Origin of the sequence: Halogranum rubrum (genome assembly GCF_900114455.1) — an archaeon.
Classification (GTDB): domain Archaea; phylum Halobacteriota; class Halobacteria; order Halobacteriales; family Haloferacaceae; genus Halogranum; species Halogranum rubrum.
On the sequence record NZ_FOTC01000001.1, the window covers coordinates 1580152 to 1597164 of the forward strand.

General features: G+C 64.5%; 17 protein-coding genes and 1 pseudogene. 9 read left to right on the forward strand and 9 right to left on the reverse strand.

Annotated features, from left to right (window positions below; genetic code table 11):
• Positions 1-47: 47 nt before the first annotated feature.
• The 3 genes from gatE to BM083_RS07885 form a co-directional block, all read right to left on the reverse strand.
• Entirely contained in the window at positions 48-1913 is a 1866-nt protein-coding gene (gatE, locus tag BM083_RS07875; RefSeq protein WP_089868010.1) for a Glu-tRNA(Gln) amidotransferase subunit GatE, read from the reverse strand.
• 147 nt (positions 1914-2060) lie between these two features.
• Positions 2061-2246, reverse strand: coding sequence for an HVO_2901 family zinc finger protein (locus BM083_RS24065; RefSeq protein ID WP_083851038.1), 186 nt, complete (start codon positions 2244-2246; stop codon positions 2061-2063).
• A 490-nt stretch (positions 2247-2736) separates the two neighbouring features.
• Positions 2737-4146, reverse strand: a complete 1410-nt coding sequence (locus BM083_RS07885; RefSeq protein WP_089868013.1) for a class II fumarate hydratase — start codon at positions 4144-4146, stop codon at positions 2737-2739.
• A gap of 198 nt (positions 4147-4344) precedes the next feature.
• Between BM083_RS07885 and BM083_RS07890 the strand changes: the two are divergent.
• From BM083_RS07890 to BM083_RS07905, 4 genes and pseudogenes are all read left to right on the forward strand, one after another.
• Positions 4345-5736, forward strand: a pseudogene (locus BM083_RS07890) (ABC transporter substrate-binding protein).
• Between the two features lie 7 nt (positions 5737-5743).
• Positions 5744-6775, forward strand: a complete 1032-nt coding sequence (locus BM083_RS07895; RefSeq protein WP_089868016.1) for a carbohydrate ABC transporter permease — start codon at positions 5744-5746, stop codon at positions 6773-6775.
• Positions 6772-7653 carry a carbohydrate ABC transporter permease gene (locus BM083_RS07900; protein ID WP_089868019.1) on the forward strand — a complete coding sequence of 294 codons (882 nt, stop codon included), beginning with the start codon at positions 6772-6774 and terminating at the stop codon, positions 7651-7653. The genes BM083_RS07895 and BM083_RS07900 overlap by 4 nt, the downstream gene beginning before the upstream one ends.
• Positions 7653-8780: an ABC transporter ATP-binding protein gene (locus tag BM083_RS07905; RefSeq protein ID WP_089868023.1), complete on the forward strand. Its 1128-nt coding sequence runs from the start codon at positions 7653-7655 to the stop codon at positions 8778-8780. Before BM083_RS07900 ends, BM083_RS07905 begins: the two co-directional genes overlap by 1 nt.
• Before the next feature lie 4 nt (positions 8781-8784).
• On the opposite strand, the gene BM083_RS07910 is transcribed toward BM083_RS07905, so the two are convergent.
• Genes BM083_RS07910 through BM083_RS07920 form a run of 3 tightly spaced genes read right to left on the reverse strand, consistent with a single transcriptional unit; the run spans position 8785 to position 10660 of the window.
• Complete coding sequence (locus BM083_RS07910; RefSeq protein ID WP_089868026.1) at positions 8785-9984, reverse strand: AGE family epimerase/isomerase; 1200 nt, start codon at positions 9982-9984, stop codon at positions 8785-8787.
• A 42-nt stretch (positions 9985-10026) separates the two neighbouring features.
• The gene (locus tag BM083_RS07915; protein ID WP_009367374.1) at positions 10027-10287 is read right to left on the reverse strand and encodes a BolA family protein; all 261 of its coding nucleotides are present in this window, start codon (positions 10285-10287) and stop codon (positions 10027-10029) included.
• A gap of 52 nt (positions 10288-10339) precedes the next feature.
• The gene (locus BM083_RS07920; protein ID WP_009367373.1) at positions 10340-10660 is read right to left on the reverse strand and encodes a hypothetical protein; all 321 of its coding nucleotides are present in this window, start codon (positions 10658-10660) and stop codon (positions 10340-10342) included.
• 90 nt (positions 10661-10750) lie between these two features.
• Between BM083_RS07920 and BM083_RS07925 the strand changes: the two genes are divergently transcribed.
• Positions 10751-11182, forward strand: a complete 432-nt coding sequence (locus tag BM083_RS07925) for a DUF7988 family protein (RefSeq protein WP_089868029.1) — start codon at positions 10751-10753, stop codon at positions 11180-11182.
• Between the two features lies 1 nt (position 11183).
• Here the strand turns inward: BM083_RS07925 and fen are convergent, their stop codons facing one another.
• The gene (gene fen / locus BM083_RS07930; protein WP_089868033.1) at positions 11184-12164 is read right to left on the reverse strand and encodes a flap endonuclease-1; all 981 of its coding nucleotides are present in this window, start codon (positions 12162-12164) and stop codon (positions 11184-11186) included.
• Positions 12142-12834 (reverse strand): GNAT family N-acetyltransferase, encoded by a 693-nt coding sequence (locus BM083_RS07935; protein WP_089868037.1) that lies wholly within the window; start codon positions 12832-12834, stop codon positions 12142-12144. The genes fen and BM083_RS07935 overlap by 23 nt, the downstream gene beginning before the upstream one ends.
• A gap of 66 nt (positions 12835-12900) precedes the next feature.
• Here BM083_RS07935 and BM083_RS07940 point away from each other — a divergent pair, with 66 nt between their 5' ends.
• A complete protein-coding gene (locus BM083_RS07940; protein WP_089868044.1) occupies positions 12901-13488 on the forward strand; it encodes a class I SAM-dependent methyltransferase in 588 nt (195 codons plus the stop codon).
• 21 nt (positions 13489-13509) lie between these two features.
• On the forward strand, positions 13510-13935 hold the full coding sequence (locus BM083_RS07945) for a DUF3054 domain-containing protein (protein WP_089868049.1): 426 nt from the start codon (positions 13510-13512) through the stop codon (positions 13933-13935).
• A 70-nt stretch (positions 13936-14005) separates the two neighbouring features.
• Here the strand turns inward: BM083_RS07945 and BM083_RS07950 are convergent, their stop codons facing one another.
• Positions 14006-15307 carry an MFS transporter gene (locus BM083_RS07950; protein ID WP_218148955.1) on the reverse strand — a complete coding sequence of 434 codons (1302 nt, stop codon included), beginning with the start codon at positions 15305-15307 and terminating at the stop codon, positions 14006-14008.
• Positions 15308-15650: 343 nt separating this feature from the next.
• On the opposite strand from BM083_RS07950, the gene BM083_RS07955 reads away from it, so the two are divergent.
• Together BM083_RS07955 and BM083_RS07960 are read left to right on the forward strand one after the other, a co-directional pair.
• Positions 15651-15896, forward strand: coding sequence for a DUF8015 family protein (locus BM083_RS07955; protein ID WP_089868057.1), 246 nt, complete (start codon positions 15651-15653; stop codon positions 15894-15896).
• Between the two features lie 66 nt (positions 15897-15962).
• Entirely contained in the window at positions 15963-16961 is a 999-nt protein-coding gene (locus BM083_RS07960) for an ornithine cyclodeaminase family protein (RefSeq protein ID WP_089868061.1), read from the forward strand.
• Positions 16962-17013: the final 52 nt, after the last annotated feature.

Consider the following 17013-nt stretch of genomic DNA (forward strand, 5'->3'; position numbering starts at 1 on the left):
CGCCGACGCGAGGACGACAGTCAGGGGTTGAAAGTGAGAACGGAGCGTTACGAGCGCTTCTGTATCTCTTCGCGCAGCGTCGAACTGACGATTTCGCCGTCGGCCTTCCCGCGGAGCGCACCCATCGCCTCGCCCATGAGCGCCGAGAACGCGCCCATTCCCTGCTCTTCGACCTGTTCCTCGTTGCGGTCGACGACTTCTTCGACGGCGGCGCGAACCTCCGCCTCGTCGACACCGGAGAGACCCGCTTCTTCGACGGCTTCCTCGGCCGAGAGGTCGGGGTTCTCCGCGAGGACGGTCAGCACGTCGACGATACCCTCTTTGGCGAGGTCACCCGCGTCGACGAGTTGGAGCACGTCGAGCAGGTGGTCGTCGGTGAGGTTCTGCACGGGAACGTCGTCGCGGCGAAGTTCCGTCGTGGTCGATTCGAGGGTTCCGGCGGCGAGCGTCGCGTCGATGCCGTCGGCGACGGCCTGCTCGAACAGTGGCATCCGGCGGCCGAAGGCGACCTGTTCGGCGAGGCCGGCGTCGAGACCGAACTCCGCTTGATACCGGTCGACACGCTCGGTGAGGAGTTCGGGAATCTCCACCTCCGAGGGGTCGGGTTCCACCGGCGGCACGTCCGTCTCGGGGTACATCCGCGCCGCACCCGGCAGCGGACGGAGGTAGCGCGTCGTCGCCTCGTCGTTGGCACCGCGCGTCTCCTCGGGGACGCCCTCGATGGCAGCCTCGGCGCGTTCCTTGACCGCGGCGATGGCCAACTCCGCCGTCTCGGTGTCGGCGGCGGCGATGGCGACGGCGTCGTCGTCACCCGCGCCGACGGCTTCCTTCAGCGCGTCGACTTCCTCCTGCGTGACGCCGTAGGCCGGGAGTTCGTCCGTGTGGAAGATGCCGCCCGCACCGTGACGCTTGGCGTGGTCGGAGAACTCCGTGCCGAGACGGCGGTCTGGCTGGAGTTCGTGGCCGACGAGTCCGTCGAAGCCGAAGAGCGGAACGGCGGTGACTTTGCCGCCGTCGAGTGCGCCCTCGATGACGCCGCTCTCGGTTCCTTCGAACGTGTCGGTCACGTCCTGCGTCTCGCCGACGCTGGCGTCGCGGGCTTGCAGTTCGTCACGGATTTCGAGGAGTTCGACCTGGCGCTGCACTTCGAGACGGACGAGGTCTTCGATGTCGTCGAGCGTCTGGACGCCCTTCATCTCGACGCGCGCGCCGTCGGCGATAGAGACGTTCACGTCCTGTCGAATCGTCCCGAGGCCGCGCTTGACCTTCCCCGTCGAGCGGAGGAGCATCCCGATGCGCTCGGCGGCCTCGCGGGCCTGTTCGGGCGAGGAGATGTCGGGTTTGGTGCCGATTTCGACGAGCGGGATGCCCAGTCGGTCGAGACTGTAGCGCACGCCGTCGTCCGTCTCCTCGACGCGGCCCGCGGACTCCTCTTCGAGGAGCAGGTCTTCGACGCCGACGGGGCCCTCGCTCGTCTCGATTTGACCCTCTTGGCCGATGAGCGTCGTCCGCTGGAAGCCGGAGGTGTTCGAGCCGTCGACGACGAGTTTGCGCATGACGTGCGCCTGGTCGACGACGGACATGTCGAGCATCGCCGCGATCTGCATCCCGACGTCGAGCGCCTCGTCGTCGATGTGGTGCGGCGGTTCGTCGTCCTCTTCGACGAGACAGGTCGTGTCGAACGCGAGATATTCGAACTCACGGTCGACGCGACTCTCTTCGAGCGCAGCGTCGTCGATTTCGCCGAGTTCACTCTTCGTGGGGTGGAGATAGCGGGTGAACGTCCGCGTCGCTTCCTCCGGTTCACGCCGGGCCGTCGGGCACTGACAGTAGAGTTTCGTCGCGGTGTCGAGTTGCTGGTGAATCTCCAGCCCCGCGACGAGTCCGAGGTCCTCGTAGTCGTACTCGCTCATTGTGGCCATGTGCGCGCGGGGGGAGTAAAAATTGTTCAGTCTGCGGCGCGCGTCGCCACTGTAGGGTGGCAGTGTCGAACACGAGAGGAGAGACGACGGCGCGCACCGCCCCCGACGGTGGACGTCGTCGTTCGGGTGTTCCGGGAGTTACCGTTCGTCGTCTCGAAGTCGGCGCAGGCCTTCGCCTATTCCTTCGGCGTCGCAGTCGTCTTCCGGACAACGATAGTACCAGCCGTCTTGTGTTGCTTTACCTTCCGGGAAACGTGTGCCACACTTTCGGCATACGAGTAGTTCCCGACCCTGTGTCTCTCGATGAAGGTTCACCCCAGGCATGTGTGAAAGAACAACGTCGTATGTCTTGAAAATGTCGCTTAGTCCCGCTTCCGTGACTATACGGGCCAAGTCGCCGCCTGCATCCGATTAACCGTCGAGAGAGTGGTTTTGTGCGTTAGCATACAGCACGGCAATAGTCAACAATCTACGAGTATTCGGCTGAGAGAAAAGAGACTCGCACAGCGACGGGTACCGTTCAGTCGTCTACACCACCGCGGCAGGAGGAACACGCGCAGGCTCACGCCGCTCGGTCGTCTACACCACCGCGGCAGGAGGAACACGCGCAGGCTCACGCCGCTCGGTCGTCTACACCACCGCGGCAGCACGAGGCGCGCGACGAGCGCGCGCCCGGGTGACGCCGCTCAGTCGTCTACACCACCGCGGCAGCACGAGGCGCACGACGAGCGCGCGCCTGGGTGACGCCGCTCAGTCGTCTACACCACACGACTGCAGTGTCGTGCGCGACGAGACGCGCACAGACTGGTGTCGTTTAGTCGTCTTGTCCCAAAATCCCGCGGTGCGTCATCTTCTCGGGGTCGAGCACCTCGTCGGCCTCCTCCTCGGTGAGGTAGCCTTCGTCGACGGCGACTTCTCGAACCGTCTTGCCGTCTGCGAGCGCCTTCTTCGCGACTTTCGAGGCCTTGTCGTAGCCGATTGCAGGGTTGAGCGCCGTCGCCAGCGCCATGCTGCGTTCGACCTGGTCGGCGCAGTGCTCCTCGTTGGCTTCGAGTTTGGCGACGAACCGCTCGGCAAAGACCTCTGACGCGTTCGACAGCATCGAAGCCGATTCGAGGAAGTTGTGCGCGAGCACCGGCTTGTAGAGGTTGAGGTCGATCTGTCCCTCCGCGGCACCGGCGGAGACGGCGGCGTCGTTGCCGACGACCTGCTTGTGGACTTGGTTCACTGCCTCGGCGACGACGGGGTTGATTTTGCCGGGCATGATGGAAGAACCGGGCTGGTTCTCGGGCTGTTCGAGTTCACCGAGACCGTTGCGTGGGCCGGAGGCCAGAAGCCGAAGGTCGTTGGCGATCTTATTCAGGCTGCCGGCGATGGTACGGAGCGCGCCGTGGGCCTCGCTCATCGCGTCGTGGGCGGCCTGCGCCTCGAAGTGGTTGTCGGCCTCGCGGAACGCGACGCCAGTCTCCTCGGAGATGTACTCCGCGGCTTTCGCGGGGAACTCGGGGTGGGTGTTGAGACCGGTACCGACGGCGGTGCCGCCGAGGGCAAGCTCACCAAGATGGTCACGGACGTAGTCGACGCGAGCCAGTCCCTTCTCGACTTGCGTCTTGTAGCCGCCGAACTCTTGGCCGAGCGTGACGGGTGTGGCGTCCTGCAGGTGTGTCCGACCCGTCTTGACGACGTCGTCGAACTCCTCCTCTTTGGCTTCGAGCGCCTCGCGCAGCGTGTCGAGTGCGGGCAGGAGGTCCTTCTCCACCGCTTCGAGCGCGGAGACGTGCATTGCCGTCGGGATGACGTCGTTCGACGACTGGCCGTAGTTGACGTGGTCGTTCGGGTGGACGACGCGGTCACCAATTTCCGAGCCCATAATCTCGGCGGCGCGGTTGGCGATGACCTCGTTGGCGTTCATGTTCGAGGAGGTTCCCGAGCCGGTCTGGAAGACGTCGACCGGGAACTGGTCGTCGTGTTCGCCGGCGATGACCTCGTCGGCGGCCTCGACGATGGCCTCGGCTTTGTCGTCGTCGAGGAGGCCGAGGTCGTTGTTGGCCTGTGCGGCCGACTTCTTGACGACACCCAGTGCGCGGATAAAGCGTCGGCTGAACGTGATGCCCGAGATTGGGAAGTTCTCGACGGCACGCTGGGTCTGTGCGCCCCAGTAGGCGTCCGCCGGAACCTGCATCTCTCCGAGGCTGTCGCGTTCGGTTCTGTAGTCCTCGCTCATGCGCGTGACCACGCAGCATGGTGCGTAAAAGCCATCGGTAACGGCTCACGTGCGAGCGCACTCCCGTCACCTCCGGTACCGGAACCGAGCGCCGTACTCGACGCGAGGAGATAAATGCAACTCACAATCGTGATAATTTCGACAAGCTTTTTGTGTCGCTGTCATGTTGGTGCGAACGGCACTCACACGAGAAAGACAATGACAGAAGACGAATCACAGTTCTCTCGTCGGTCGGTGGTCAAGGCAACAGCCCTCTCAGGTGCGGCTGGAATAACTGGACTCGCAGGCTGTACTGGCGGCGGCGACGGTGGCGACGGTGGCGACGGCGGTGGCGACGGCGGTGGCGGCGGCGACGGTGGCAACGGTGGCGGCGGCGATGGCGGTGACGGCGGCGACGGTGGCAGCGGCAACACCTTCGAAATCGTCCACTGGTGGACGGGCCGGTGGCGAACAGGAGGCACTACAGGCACTGCTGGACGGGTTCAAAGAGAAGTATCCCGACATCTCGGTCGAGAACAACCCCGCACCCGGCGGCGCGGGCAGTGCACTCGACACGGTCATCAAGAACCGCGTTCTCAACGAGAACCCGCCCTCCTCGTTCCAGATTTGGCCCGGTAAGGCGCTGTACCCTACACCGAGGCGGACATCCTGAACGACATCTCGGACAGCGTCTGGGGCAAGAACAGCATGAAGGAGAACTACCTCCAAGGCGTGAAGTCGGCCGCGAAAGGCGGCACCGAGAACTTCGTCTCGGTCCCCATCAACATCCACCGACTGAACAACCTGTTCTACAACAAGGAGGTAGTCGAGAGCGCCGGCGTCGACCCGACGAATATCGGCGACCCCAGCGCACTCATGGACGCGATGGACACCGTGGCCCAGGAGACGGACGCCGTCCCGATGGCGCATCAGACGCAGTCGCCGTGGTCGACGGTCCAACTCTGGGAGACGGTACTCATCGGCGAGCAAGGCGTCGGGGCGTTCGAGACGTTCACCTCCGGCGACGTCGCCGGTGTCGAGAGCGCCGTCAAGAGCGCACTCAAACGCGTCAAAGAGTACAGCGAACACTACCCCGAGGACGCCGGGTCCATCTCGTGGGACCAGGGGAACTCGATGATCGTCAACGGCGAGGCGGCGTTCATCCACCAGGGCGACTGGGCGGCGGGTCAGTACAAGGCCGCCGATAGCTTCGAGTACGACTCCGCGTGGGGCAACGTCGCGTTCCCCGGCACCGAGGGCATCTACTCGCTCGTGATGGACTCGTTCGTCTTCCCGAAGAACAACCCGTCGCCCGACGCGACGACGAAGTTCCTCACCTACTGCGGGACGAAGGACGCCCAGAAGCGGTTCAACACGAAGAAGGGCTCTATCCCGCCACGGACCGACGTGTCGATGGACGAGTTCGGGCCGTTCCTGCAGGCGCAGAGTGAGGACTTCGCGAACTCCAACCAGCAGCCGGCGACCATCGCCCACGGGACGGCCGTCCGCCCCGAAATCAAGAGCAACATCGAAGGGGCGTTCGCCAGCTTCCTCGAATCGTACAACGTGAACAAGACCTACGACGAACTCGTCACGGCGTTCGACGTCTGACTGGTCTATGTTCGACGCTTTCTTTCGTGCGCTCGGGCGCAGTCGCGAGACTCGCGAGACCGAGAGCCACAGCGACGACGTTCGAACGGACGGCGGCGTAGCCGACCCAGCGATGGCGGGCGAAGCCGAGGCGAGTTCCAGTTCGGTACTCGACAGCGAGTTCGTCCAGTCGCTGCCCTTCTGGGGACCGCCCGCGCTCCTCGTCGGTCTGTTCGTCTACGGGGCCGTCGCGTGGAACGTCCTCATCTCGCTGACCGACTGGAGCGGACTCGGCCAACCGGAGTACGAGAACTTCGACCTCTCGGTGTACAGTCAGATGCTGAACGACCTGCTCGACCCGACGTCGAACTTCTTCGTCGCCACCCGCAACACGGTGGCGCTGCTCGTCGCGTTCACCGTCATCACGCTCCTGTTGGGACTCTTACTCGCCATCCTCGTCGACCAAGGGGTTCGCTTCGAGAACACGTTCCGAACTATCTACCTCCTGCCGATGAGTCTCTCGTTCGTCGTCACGGCCATCTTCTGGTCGTGGATGTACAACCCGAGTATCGGACTCATCAACGAGACGCTCCGCACAGTCGGATTGGGTGCGTTCACACAGGCGTGGCTCTCGAACCCGCAGTTCAAACTCGGCGCGGTCATCTTCGCGCTGATGTGGCAGTTCTCGGGATACGCGATGATTGTCTATCTCGCGGGTCTGCAGGCGATTCCGAACGAACAGTACGAGGCGGCGCGGACGGACGGCGCGTCGACGTTTCGGATGTACCGCCGCGTCGTCGTCCCGCAACTTCGGTCGTCGACGACCAGCGCCGCCGTCGTGTTGATGGTGTTCGCGCTGAAGGCGTTCGACTTCCTGTTCGTCATGTTCGGCCCGAACCCCGGTCCCTCCACGGACATCCTCTCGGTGATGATGTTCCGCGAGGCATTCATGTCCACGAACTGGGCGTACGGGTCCGGCATCGCGACGGTGCTGTTCCTGATGGCGCTCGGCGTCATCGCGCCCTATCTCTACCGCCAGTACCAGCGGGGTGAGCTATGAGTTCCAACTCCGGTTCGTGGTCCGAGAGCGTGAACCTCCGGCGCGTGAGCGTCTACGGCGTGCTCGTCGTGATGGTCGCGTTCTACCTCGCACCGCTGGAGACGGGACTGATGACGGCGTTCAAGACGCAGAACGCCTTCTTCAGCACGACGCCGTTCGCGCCGCCGCCGGCCGACGGCGTGACGGTCCAACCGTGGGCCGCGGCACTCGACAGACTCGGTCCCGGCGTCGTGAACAGTCTCCTGTTCGCGGTGCCCGCCACGATGCTCTCGGCACTGTTCGGGTCGATGGCGGCCTACGGGATGACCAACCTGAACTGGAAGTATCAGGTCGGCGTCCTCTCGTTGTTCGTCGCCGGCGTGTTCATCCCGTATCAGTCGGTACTCGTGCCGCTGACGCGGTTCTGGTCGATGGTGGACGTGGCGAGCCTGTTGGCGTTCATCCCGCCGTTGGCCGACCGCGCCGGACTCATCGAACTCGGCGTGACGCACGCCGCGTACGGTATCCCCATCTGTACCGTCCTGTTCCGCGGGTACTACCTCTCGCTGGACGACGAGATGCTGGAGGCCGCCCGACTGGACGGGGCGTCGCCGGCCCGCATCTACCGGAAGATCGTCCTCCCGCTCTCGAAACCCATGTTCGCGGTGACGCTCATCTACCAGTTCACGAACATCTGGAACGACCTGTTGTTCGCGCTGGTGCTGGTGAGCGACCCCTCGAACGCACCGGTCACCATCGCACTCAACACGCTGAAAGGGTCGATGGTCCAGCAGTACAACGTCCAGATGGCGGGCGCGTTCATCGCGGCGCTCCCGACGCTCGTCATCTACGTCCTGTTCGGCGAACAGTTCGCGAAAGGCGTCGCAGGAGAAACCTAATGGCACGACTCACACTCGACTCGGTCACGAAGCGGTTCGACGACGTCGTCGCCGTCGACGGCGTCTCGGTAGACATCGAAGACGGGGAGTTCCTCGTCCTCGTCGGCCCCTCGGGGTGCGGAAAGTCGACCACGCTCCGGATGATTGCGGGGTTGGAGAGCATCAGCGAAGGCGACATCCGACTCGGGCAGACCTCTCTCTCGGGCAAGCGTCCGAAGGAACGCGACATCGCGATGGTGTTTCAGTCGTACGCGCTCTACCCGCATATGACGGTCCGCGAGAACATGTCGTTCGGCCTCGAAGAGTCGACGGACCTCGACGACGACACCATCCGTCAGAAGGTCGAAGACGCCGCGTCGATGCTCGACATCGACGACCTACTCGGCCGGAAACCCGACGAACTCTCGGGAGGTCAACAACAGCGTGTCGCCCTCGGGCGCGCCATCGTGCGCGACCCCGAAGTGTTCCTGATGGACGAACCGCTCTCCAATCTCGACGCGAAACTCCGCGCCCAGATGCGGACGGAACTCCAGCGCATCCAGGAGAACCTCGATACGACGACAGTGTACGTCACCCACGACCAGACAGAGGCGATGACGATGGGTGACCGAATCGCCATCCTCGACGGTGGTCACCTCCAACAGGTCGGCACACCGTTGGAAGTCTACCACAAACCCGCAAACCGGTTCGTCGCGGGGTTCATCGGCGAACCGTCGATGAACTTCTTCGAGATGGAGGTACAGGGCGACCGATTAGTCGGCGACGACTTCGCCTACCCGCTCTCCGAGGAGAGTCGCGCCGCCGTCGAAGGGAGTTCTCACGTCACGCTCGGTATCCGTCCGGAAGACGTCGAAGTGGTTGAGGAGGGTGACGGTCGACACGAGTTCGAGACTGTCGTCGACGTCGTCGAACCGATGGGCAACGAGAACAACGTCTATCTCGCCTTCTCACCCGAGCGAGAACACTCGTTCGTCGCAACCGTCGGCGGGATGCGCTCCGTCGAGTCCGGTCAGCCAGTCGTCGCGCGGTTCCCCGAGTCGGCCATCCACCTGTTCGACGCCGAGACGGGGGCGGCGCTCAAGAACCGCTCGCTCGACGAACTCGAATCGAGCGAACCTCGGCTCTAGGGCTCTAGCCGTCGAACGACTGCAACGCGGCCTCACACGCACCGATGGGGTGATACCCCGGTTCGACCGCCGGCCCCTCGTCGGTGTCGACGTACTCGTTTTCCTCCGTGAGTTTCGAATACCAGTTTCCGCCGGGAGCGACGAGATTCTCGACGGCGTACTCCCACAGACGGTCGTACCACACCTGATACACGTCTTCTCCCGTCGCCTCGGCGAGCACCGCCGCCGCACCGATGGCTTCGGCGACCGGCCAGCCGTACTTGTCGGCGACGATTGGTTCGCCGTCGAGGTTGTGCGTGTAGTAGAAGCCACCGCGTTCGGCGTCCCAACCCTCGGCGATGGCGACGGCGAACAGTTCTTCGGCCCGCGTGAGGGGCCACTTCTCGTCGACTCGGTCGCTCAGTTCGGTCAGTAGTTTCGCCCACTCGGCGTGGTGGCCGGGTTGGTACCCCCACGGGCGGAACTGGTGGGCCTTCTGCTCGACGTTGTACTCCATGTCTGGGTCCCAGTCGGCGGTGTAGTGTTCCCAGATTCGACCGTCGGTCTCCCCGGCTAAGTCGACGGTGAGACGGCGGGCGATGGCGCTCGCCCGTTCGAGGTAGCGCTCGTCGTCGGTGGCGTCGTGCGCCGCGAGGTGTGCCTCGCACATGTGCATGTTCGCGTTCTGTCCTCGGTAGGGTTCGACCGGTTCCCAGTCAGCGTCGAGTTCGCTTCGACACAGGTTCTCGTCTGCCTCCCAGAAGTGCCGCTCGACGAGCGCGTACGTCTCGTCGAGTGCCTCGCGTGCGCCGTCGATACCGACCGTCGTGGCCTCGGCGAGTGCGAGCAGGACGAATGCGTGGCCGTAGGGCGAGCGACGTTCGTCGACCGGGTCGGTGCCGTCGAGGAGCCAGTGGTAGCCGCCCGTCTCCTCGTCGCGGTGGTGGGTGAGCAGAAAGTCGACGCCGTGTTCGGCGGCCGCGAGCGCCCAGTCGGGTCCGTCGTCGCGAGCGGCCCGACAGAAGTTGACGACGAATCGGCAGGTGGCGACGAGGTGCTTGCTGTCGGCGTCGTACACCTCGCCGGTCTGTTCGTCGAGTTGGGCGACGTAGCCACCGCGCTCTTCGTCCATGCACGTCGGGTAGTAGAAGTCGAGGACGGCCCGCCGATGGCTTCGGAGCCACGCCGGGTCTGTCGCGTGAGACGTGTCGAAGGTGTCAGTCATCGCTCGAAACCGATGCGGGCGACCCGCAAAAATATGGGGGGCTCAGGCGTGTTGCTCGTACTCTTCGGGCGTGTAGGTCTTGATCTCCATCGCGTGGATGTCGGTCGTCATGTGGTCGCCGAGGGCGTCGTACACCATCTGGTGCTGTTGGACGAGACTCTTGTCGGCGAAGGCGGGCGAGACGACGACGGCCGCGAAGTGGGCGTCCTCGTGGTTCTGGTCGGGGCTTCGCGGACGAGAGACGGTCGCCTCGGCGTCGTCGATACCGGCCTCGATGAGTCGCTCGATTTCCGAGAGGTCCATGCGGAGAGGAAGGAACTCGCGTGATAAAAGCGGGGCGGTGAGGCGTCGACGGTCAGTCGAGCGCTCGGTACGCCCTGACGCCTTGTGCGAAGCTGATAGCTGCGAGTATGAGCAGTACCGTCGTCAGCGCGGTTACTCCGTCCGTCACGTAGTAGCCGACACCGAACAGGAGGGCGAACAGCGCGACGCCGACCAGTCCGAGGAGGTAGACACGTAAGTCGTCCAGTAGTTGCCCGGTGCCGACGACGCCGACGGTCACGCACAGACCGGCGGCGAACAGTGACCCGACGACGATACCGAAGTAGACGGCTCCCGCCGTGGCGACGAGAAGCAGGAGGCTCCCGGCGACGTATCGTGCGCGGTCGCGGTTCATAGTGACAGTAATCAGAGAGGATTGTGAAAAGTATTCTGACCCGAGGCGTGACCGGCGGGAGTTATCTCTGTCGCGCGTCCACACGGTGACGTGTCCGACGACGTCCCCGCCACCGTCCGGTCGTACCTCCTGACGGAGCACACCGACCTGCTCGCTACCGCCAGTGACTGCGCCGACGCCGTCGTCGCGGGATGGGACGGTAAGTCGACGACGGACCGCGACGCAGTGACCGGCCCACTGACGGCGACGTTACGCCGCGCGGGCGTCCTCGACGAACTCCCGGAGGTGCTCGCGGGCGCTGTCGACGCCGCGGGCTACGCGCTTCGAGCGCAACCGGTTCCCGCGCCGCCGTACGTCGTCGTCACGAGCACGGGTCCGGTGTTGCGGGCGACGCTCGCAGACGGACGACTGGTTATCTCTCTTCGGCTGTTCGCGATCAAGCGTGGTTCGGAAGGCAGAGAACAGCGGTACGTACGCGGGCCGCAGGCTGCAGAGAGAGTCGTCGACGTCGCGTTTCGCTGAGTCAGGTCCAGCGGTCGAGTCCGGTCTGGACGAGCGACTCCTCGATACGCTCGAAGCCGCGAGCGACTTCGTCGGCGTCGACTTCCCACTCGTCGACGACGTAGCTTCGCGCCGCCTCTAGATCCGGGTCGATGTCGAGGTCCACGTCGTAGTCGTCGGTGACCGGCGGGTCGAGAAAGAGGTCTCGAATCCGGTCGGCGTGGTCGATGTGGAGGTCACGCGCGTCGAGGACGCCCCACAGGTCGCCGTGTTCTTTCACTGCCTTCAGCGCCGTCTTCGGGCCGATTCCCTTGATGCCGGGGTTGAAGTCCGTTCCGACGAGGATGGCGATGTCGACCAGTTGTTCGTAGGAGATGTCGTGTTTGGCTAAGGTCGCATCGAGGTCCATCAACTCGGGGTCGCCTTTGCTCGTCAGTTGCCGGAGGGTGAACGGTGCGCCGAAGAGGAGCGTGTCGTAGTCCTCACTGCCGACGTAGTCGGCGTCGCCACGGCGAGCCATGTAGGACGCTTGGGCTTCACCCTCGGCAGGTGCCTCGATGTAGGGCACGTCGAGCAGGTCGAGAAAGTCGCGGGTCGTCTCGTGGATGACGGCCGTGAGTCGCTGGGTGCGCGCTTCGAGGCGGGCGGCCTCGACGGCGTCACCGCGTTCGCGGGCTTCTTCGAGTCGTTCCTGTGCCTTCTCTTTCTGTTCGCGGCGTGCCTCGACTTCGGCGTCTTTCAACTCCGTCACGCCGCCGTCGAAGACGAAAACCGGCGTCAGGTCGTGTTCGAAGAACTTGGGGAGTCCTTGGACGAGACCGACGAGGTTGGCGACTTCGTCACCGCCGCTCGTCGTGTACTTCGCGTCGCTCGTCCACTTTACCGTCGTCGTCAGATAGCGATAGAGCCAGTTGTGCGCGTCGACGGCGACGACGCTCCCGCCGAGTTCGTCGAACGAGACGTCGGAGAGTGCCGCCAGGTCACGGAGGTCCGCGTTTCCCATCGTCTTCACTTCGACCGTCCCGTGCTTTAAGCTCCCGTGTCGTGTCGCTCTCGTCTTCGCGTTCGGCGTCGACTGCGGGCAGGCCGACGACGTCCGGTGGGTCCTCCCCCTCTCTCGCGGCGAGGAACGCGCGCTCCTCGTCGGAGAGGTCACGTTCGCGGAACTCGTCGAGACCGCACTGATACGTGGGTCGGTCCCGTTCGCCGGGTCGTTCGAGGACGAGTTCGGCGAGGCCGGTCTGCCGACCGGTGTAGGCGAACCCGGCTTTGTACATCGCGTGGTACGCGAAGGGGTTGTTGACGGCGATTCTGAGTCGACGATAGCCGTGCGCTTCGGCACGTTCGGCGAGGAACGTGGCGAGTCGTGGCGCGAGTTCCTCACCGCGGTGGTCCGCGTGGACCGTGATGTACCGGAGCCACAGCACGCCGGGGTCCGTCCGGTCTTCGTTGAACGCGACGGCCGCATACACGTCGTCTTCGAAGACCGACGGGTCGACGGTCGACGGGGGGTCAGCCGACGCCGAGGTAGCATCGTCGCTCGCGAGTGTCGGGTCGCGAACGACTGCCTTCCCCGTCGTCGACATCACGAACTTCCCCGCGTAGCTGAACGTCCGGTAATCGAGCCGGAGCGTCGGTCCCTCGTCGGGCCAGCCCAGCAGGGCGAACTCCATACCCCTCGCTATTGGCTGGACGAATAAGAGGGCAAGGCTTTGTATCGAATCGCCCGACAGTCAACTATGCACGGTGTTGGCGACGTTCGGTTCTTCGACCGCATCGCTCGTCTCTACGACTTCGTGATGCCACCTGCGGAGCGCGAGAGGCTGCTCGACGGACTCGCTCGGGCCGACCGCCCTGTCGACCACGTCCTCGACGTCGGCGGCGGGAGCGGCCGCGCGGCGATGGCACTCGAGACGGGAGACCGACAGGTGACCGTCGTCGACATCTCACGGGGGATGCTCTCGCGGGCACGAGGACGTGGACTGTCCTGCGTGCAGGCCGACGCCCGACGCCTGCCCGTCGCCAGCGAGTCGGTCGACGCGGTCACCATCGTCGACGCGCTTCACCACATGCCGACCCAGCGAACGGTGCTCGGCGACGTCGCTCGGGTGTTGGCTCCAGGTGGCGTCCTCGTCGTTCGGGAGTTCGACCCCGAGACGCTGCTCGGTCGAGCGACCGAGTTCGCCGAGAAACAGTTCGGGATGGGGTCGCTGTTCACCGGGCCGGACGACCTCGCGCGAGCGCTCGAACGGGCTGGACTGGACACACAGGTACTCGACCGCGGGTTCGGCTACACCGTCGTAGGCGTGAAACAGGAGAATAATTAGACCCCACGTCAGAGAGACGGTATGGCTAACTCCCAGAAGTCGTTCCTCGAGAAACGCCTCGATGGAGACGCCCTCCCGCTCGCCGTGGGAGACTTCGTCGTGCTCATCGCACTGCTCACGGTCGGCGCAATCAACCACCACACCACCGCCGTCCTCTCGATGCCAGCGGAACTGGCGACGACTATCCTCCCGTTCATCGCGACGTGGCTCGTCTTCGCCCCGCTCATCGGCGCCTACTCCGCCGGTGCGGCCGAGTCGGCCAAAGCGGCCATCCCACTCGCGATTCGGTCGTGGATACCGTCCGCCATCGGCGGCATTCCCATCTGGTATCTGATGCCCGGTAACATCACGACCCTCGTCGGCGCGGCCATCTTCGCGACGGTCCTCGTCGTCCTCGGGTCGCTCGGACTCGGCATCTGGCGCGCGCTCTGGTTCAAACTCTCCTGACGGTTCTCTTCTTTCTCTCCCCTCTCTTCCCGCTCACCCTGTCACTCGAAGTGGTGACGCACGCCGAGATTCACTCGTTCGTCGGGCGCGTCGTCCGTGACAGCACGACGCCGATGACCGACGCGACGGCAGCGATGCCGGCGAGCGTCGTGAACAGCACCGGCGGCGACGCGTAGGTCAGAATCGTCCCGGCGATGACGCCGCCGAGTGCGCCGACGCCGAACACGCCCAGGTAGGTGAAGCCGTACGAGAGACCGCGTGTGCCGGCGGGCGTGTACTCTGCGATGGCTGCCTGATAGAGCGGTTGCACGACGAAGAGTGCGAAGCCGAGGACGGCCCCGACGAGCAGGAGGGGGCCGAACCCGGCGTTGGCGATGGGCAGAAACGCCAGTGCGAGGAGCGCGAGTCCGCCGAACGCGCCCGCGATGCCGTGTTCGATGGCGATTCGGTCGGTGAGTCGCCCGCCGACGTACTGTCCGAGGACGCCGACCATGAGGATGCCCGAGTAGACGTAGTTCTGCGGTTGCAGCGTCTGTTCGCTGGCTCCGACGCCGAGCATCTCGACGAGACCTGCCGGCAGGAGCGACGAGATGGGCACGGGTGCGAAGCCAGGGAGGTCGGCGAGGAGACCGGGGAGGAACGTCAGGACGCCGCGGTAGTAGAGCCCCGAACACATGGCGACGACGAAGACGAGGACGAACTGTCCCGCGAACAGTTTGCGGGATTCCGTGAGGAGTTCGGCGAGCGACGAGATACCCGAGGAGGCTTTCGAGTCATTCGAGTCGCCCGAGTCGTCTGACGCACCGCCATCGGCGGCGACGGCCGCGCTCTCGTCGAACTCCGCACGCGTCGCGTAGGCGGCGGCGACGAGCGCCGGGAGCGCGAGGATACCCGCGACGGTTGTCCAGTCGAACGCGAGGAGGAGAATCGCCGTCAGCAGGGGACCGAGGCCGATACCGACGTTGCCGGCGATACCGTGGTACGCGAAGCCGGTGCCGCGCTCTTCGATGCCTTTACTGATGAGTGCGAGTCCAGCCGGGTGGTAGACGCTCGCGGCCGCCCCCCAGAGGAGCAAGCCGATAGCGACGACGACGAGCGACGGAGACAGCCACAGGAGGAGAAACGAGGCGGCCATCCCGAGGAGGCAGGCGCTGATGAGTCGCCGTGAACCGACACGGTCGACGACGATACCGCCGGGAAGTGCACCGAGGCCGAACAGCGCGTAGCCGGCCGTGACGACGGCACCGAGCGTTGCCTGGTTCACCGGGAACTGGGTAATACCAAGGTCGATGACTTCGTACTGGGTCAGCCAGATGGTGACGAAGATGGGAATAGAGAGTTCGTAGGTGTGGACCATCCCGTGAGCGAGCATCACGAGGCCGGCGATGGCGCGGTCGTTCCGATTCACAACTCTCACTTCCCCCACACCGGGAGTTAACCCTCCGGTCTGGGCAAAAACACCCGGCGCAGACGAGCGGGGTTCTGCCCTTCGTATAGGTGACATAAATTCAGATATTCTGTTAGTCGAGACAATATGCGTGGCCGTCTACGAGAAATTTCCGATTCGGAAGCTGCCGATTTCGATAGTTTCGGGGCGTGTGTCGTGTGTTCACAATCCTATAACTTATGAGGAAGTTACCTCAAACCACCACAGAGAATACGTCTCAGCTACGGGAAAGAATTATATACGTGCTGTCCATAGTTTGTATCGTATTATGACCGGATATTATGACTATGTGCTTGGGGTTATCCCACTCGCCTTGCTCGGAATTACCGCCGTCCTCAGTGTCGTCGGATTCCCCTTGGCGATGGCCGTCCCCGCTGGTGGGGGCGTGGCAGCGCTCGTCATCGGTCACGCACTCTTCGTCAACGGTCCGGTGAATCCGACGGCGCAGTCTCAGGGTCCGCAGGCGCCGCAGACGCCGCAGACGCCACAGACGCCGCCCGTCAACGCCGACTAACGCACTTTTCTCCCTGAATCGCCTGTTGCCCGCAGTATTTTGGTCGTGGCTTCCGTCCGTCGAGTCATGACGGAGACGCTGTTTCTGACGAGCGAGGACGTCACCGGGTTGGCGACACCGGCCGAGTACGTCGATGCCGTCCGTGACGGCTACCGCCAACGTGGACAGGGGGCACCGGCCGAACCCCGTACCAAACTCGCTAGCGACGACCCGAAGGGGATGTTGACCACTTACGCCGCCGTCCTCCCCGATACGGGTGCGATGGGCGGCTACATGTACGACGCCGGGTTCGGTGCCCGCGACGCGTGGTTCATGACGCCGCTCTTCGACGCCGACTCCGGCGAACCACTCGCACTGCTCGACGGAGCGAGTATGAACCCGTTCAAGACCGGCGCGGTGGGGGCCGTCGGCGTCGATGCGCTCGCCCGCGAGGACGCAGAGACGGTGGCTATCATCGGAAGCGGTGCACAGGCCCGCGGACAGCTTCGCGCCGTCGACACGGTTCGTGACCTCGACACCGTCTGGGTCTACTCGCCGACGCCGGAGAACCGCGAAGATTTCGCCGCACAGATGAACACGCAACTCGATGCGAGCGTCGCATCCGTCGCCTCCAGCGCCGCCGCTATCGAGGGTGCGGACATCGTCATCACCGCCACGACGGCGTCGGACCCCGTCTTCGACGGCGAGACGCTCGAACCGGGGACGCACGTCACGGCGATGGGGCAGTACCACCCCGAGAAACGCGAACTCGACACGACGACAGTCGAGCGTGCGACGTACGTGTTCGACCTCCGCGCACGGGCGATGCGAGACGCGGGGTCGTTCATCCACGCCGTCGACGAGGGTGTCGTCGACGAGGACCACGTCCACGCCGAACTCGGTGACGTCGTCGCCGGGACGACCGAGGGCCGTACCAGCGACGAGGAGATTACCGTCTTCGACAGCGGTGGCACCGGTATCGAGACTGTCGCAGCGGCGTATCTCCTCTACGAACGTGCGGTCGAACAGGAACTGGGGACGACGCTCGACTTCGCCCCCGCGAGCGAGGCACTCACGGGCGAGTGAAGAGAGGCGCCGTCCAAACCGGACACTGGCACGCGAACCGAGTGTGAACTGC

Coding starts and splice junctions, on each gene's coding strand:
- gatE (WP_089868010.1), bottom strand. CDS start 1,913: ATGAGCGAGTACGACTACGAGGACCTCGGACTCGTCGCGGGGCTGGAG.
- BM083_RS24065 (WP_083851038.1), bottom strand. CDS start 2,246: ATGCCTGGGGTGAACCTTCATCGAGAGACACAGGGTCGGGAACTACTC.
- BM083_RS07885 (WP_089868013.1), bottom strand. CDS start 4,146: ATGAGCGAGGACTACAGAACCGAACGCGACAGCCTCGGAGAGATGCAG.
- BM083_RS07895 (WP_089868016.1), top strand. CDS start 5,744: ATGTTCGACGCTTTCTTTCGTGCGCTCGGGCGCAGTCGCGAGACTCGC.
- BM083_RS07900 (WP_089868019.1), top strand. CDS start 6,772: ATGAGTTCCAACTCCGGTTCGTGGTCCGAGAGCGTGAACCTCCGGCGC.
- BM083_RS07905 (WP_089868023.1), top strand. CDS start 7,653: ATGGCACGACTCACACTCGACTCGGTCACGAAGCGGTTCGACGACGTC.
- BM083_RS07910 (WP_089868026.1), bottom strand. CDS start 9,984: ATGACTGACACCTTCGACACGTCTCACGCGACAGACCCGGCGTGGCTC.
- BM083_RS07915 (WP_009367374.1), bottom strand. CDS start 10,287: ATGGACCTCTCGGAAATCGAGCGACTCATCGAGGCCGGTATCGACGAC.
- BM083_RS07920 (WP_009367373.1), bottom strand. CDS start 10,660: ATGAACCGCGACCGCGCACGATACGTCGCCGGGAGCCTCCTGCTTCTC.
- fen (WP_089868033.1), bottom strand. CDS start 12,164: ATGGGAAACGCGGACCTCCGTGACCTGGCGGCACTCTCCGACGTCTCG.
- BM083_RS07935 (WP_089868037.1), bottom strand. CDS start 12,834: ATGGAGTTCGCCCTGCTGGGCTGGCCCGACGAGGGACCGACGCTCCGG.
- BM083_RS07940 (WP_089868044.1), top strand. CDS start 12,901: ATGCACGGTGTTGGCGACGTTCGGTTCTTCGACCGCATCGCTCGTCTC.
- BM083_RS07945 (WP_089868049.1), top strand. CDS start 13,510: ATGGCTAACTCCCAGAAGTCGTTCCTCGAGAAACGCCTCGATGGAGAC.
- BM083_RS07950 (WP_218148955.1), bottom strand. CDS start 15,307: ATGCTCGCTCACGGGATGGTCCACACCTACGAACTCTCTATTCCCATC.
- BM083_RS07955 (WP_089868057.1), top strand. CDS start 15,651: ATGACCGGATATTATGACTATGTGCTTGGGGTTATCCCACTCGCCTTG.
- BM083_RS07960 (WP_089868061.1), top strand. CDS start 15,963: ATGACGGAGACGCTGTTTCTGACGAGCGAGGACGTCACCGGGTTGGCG.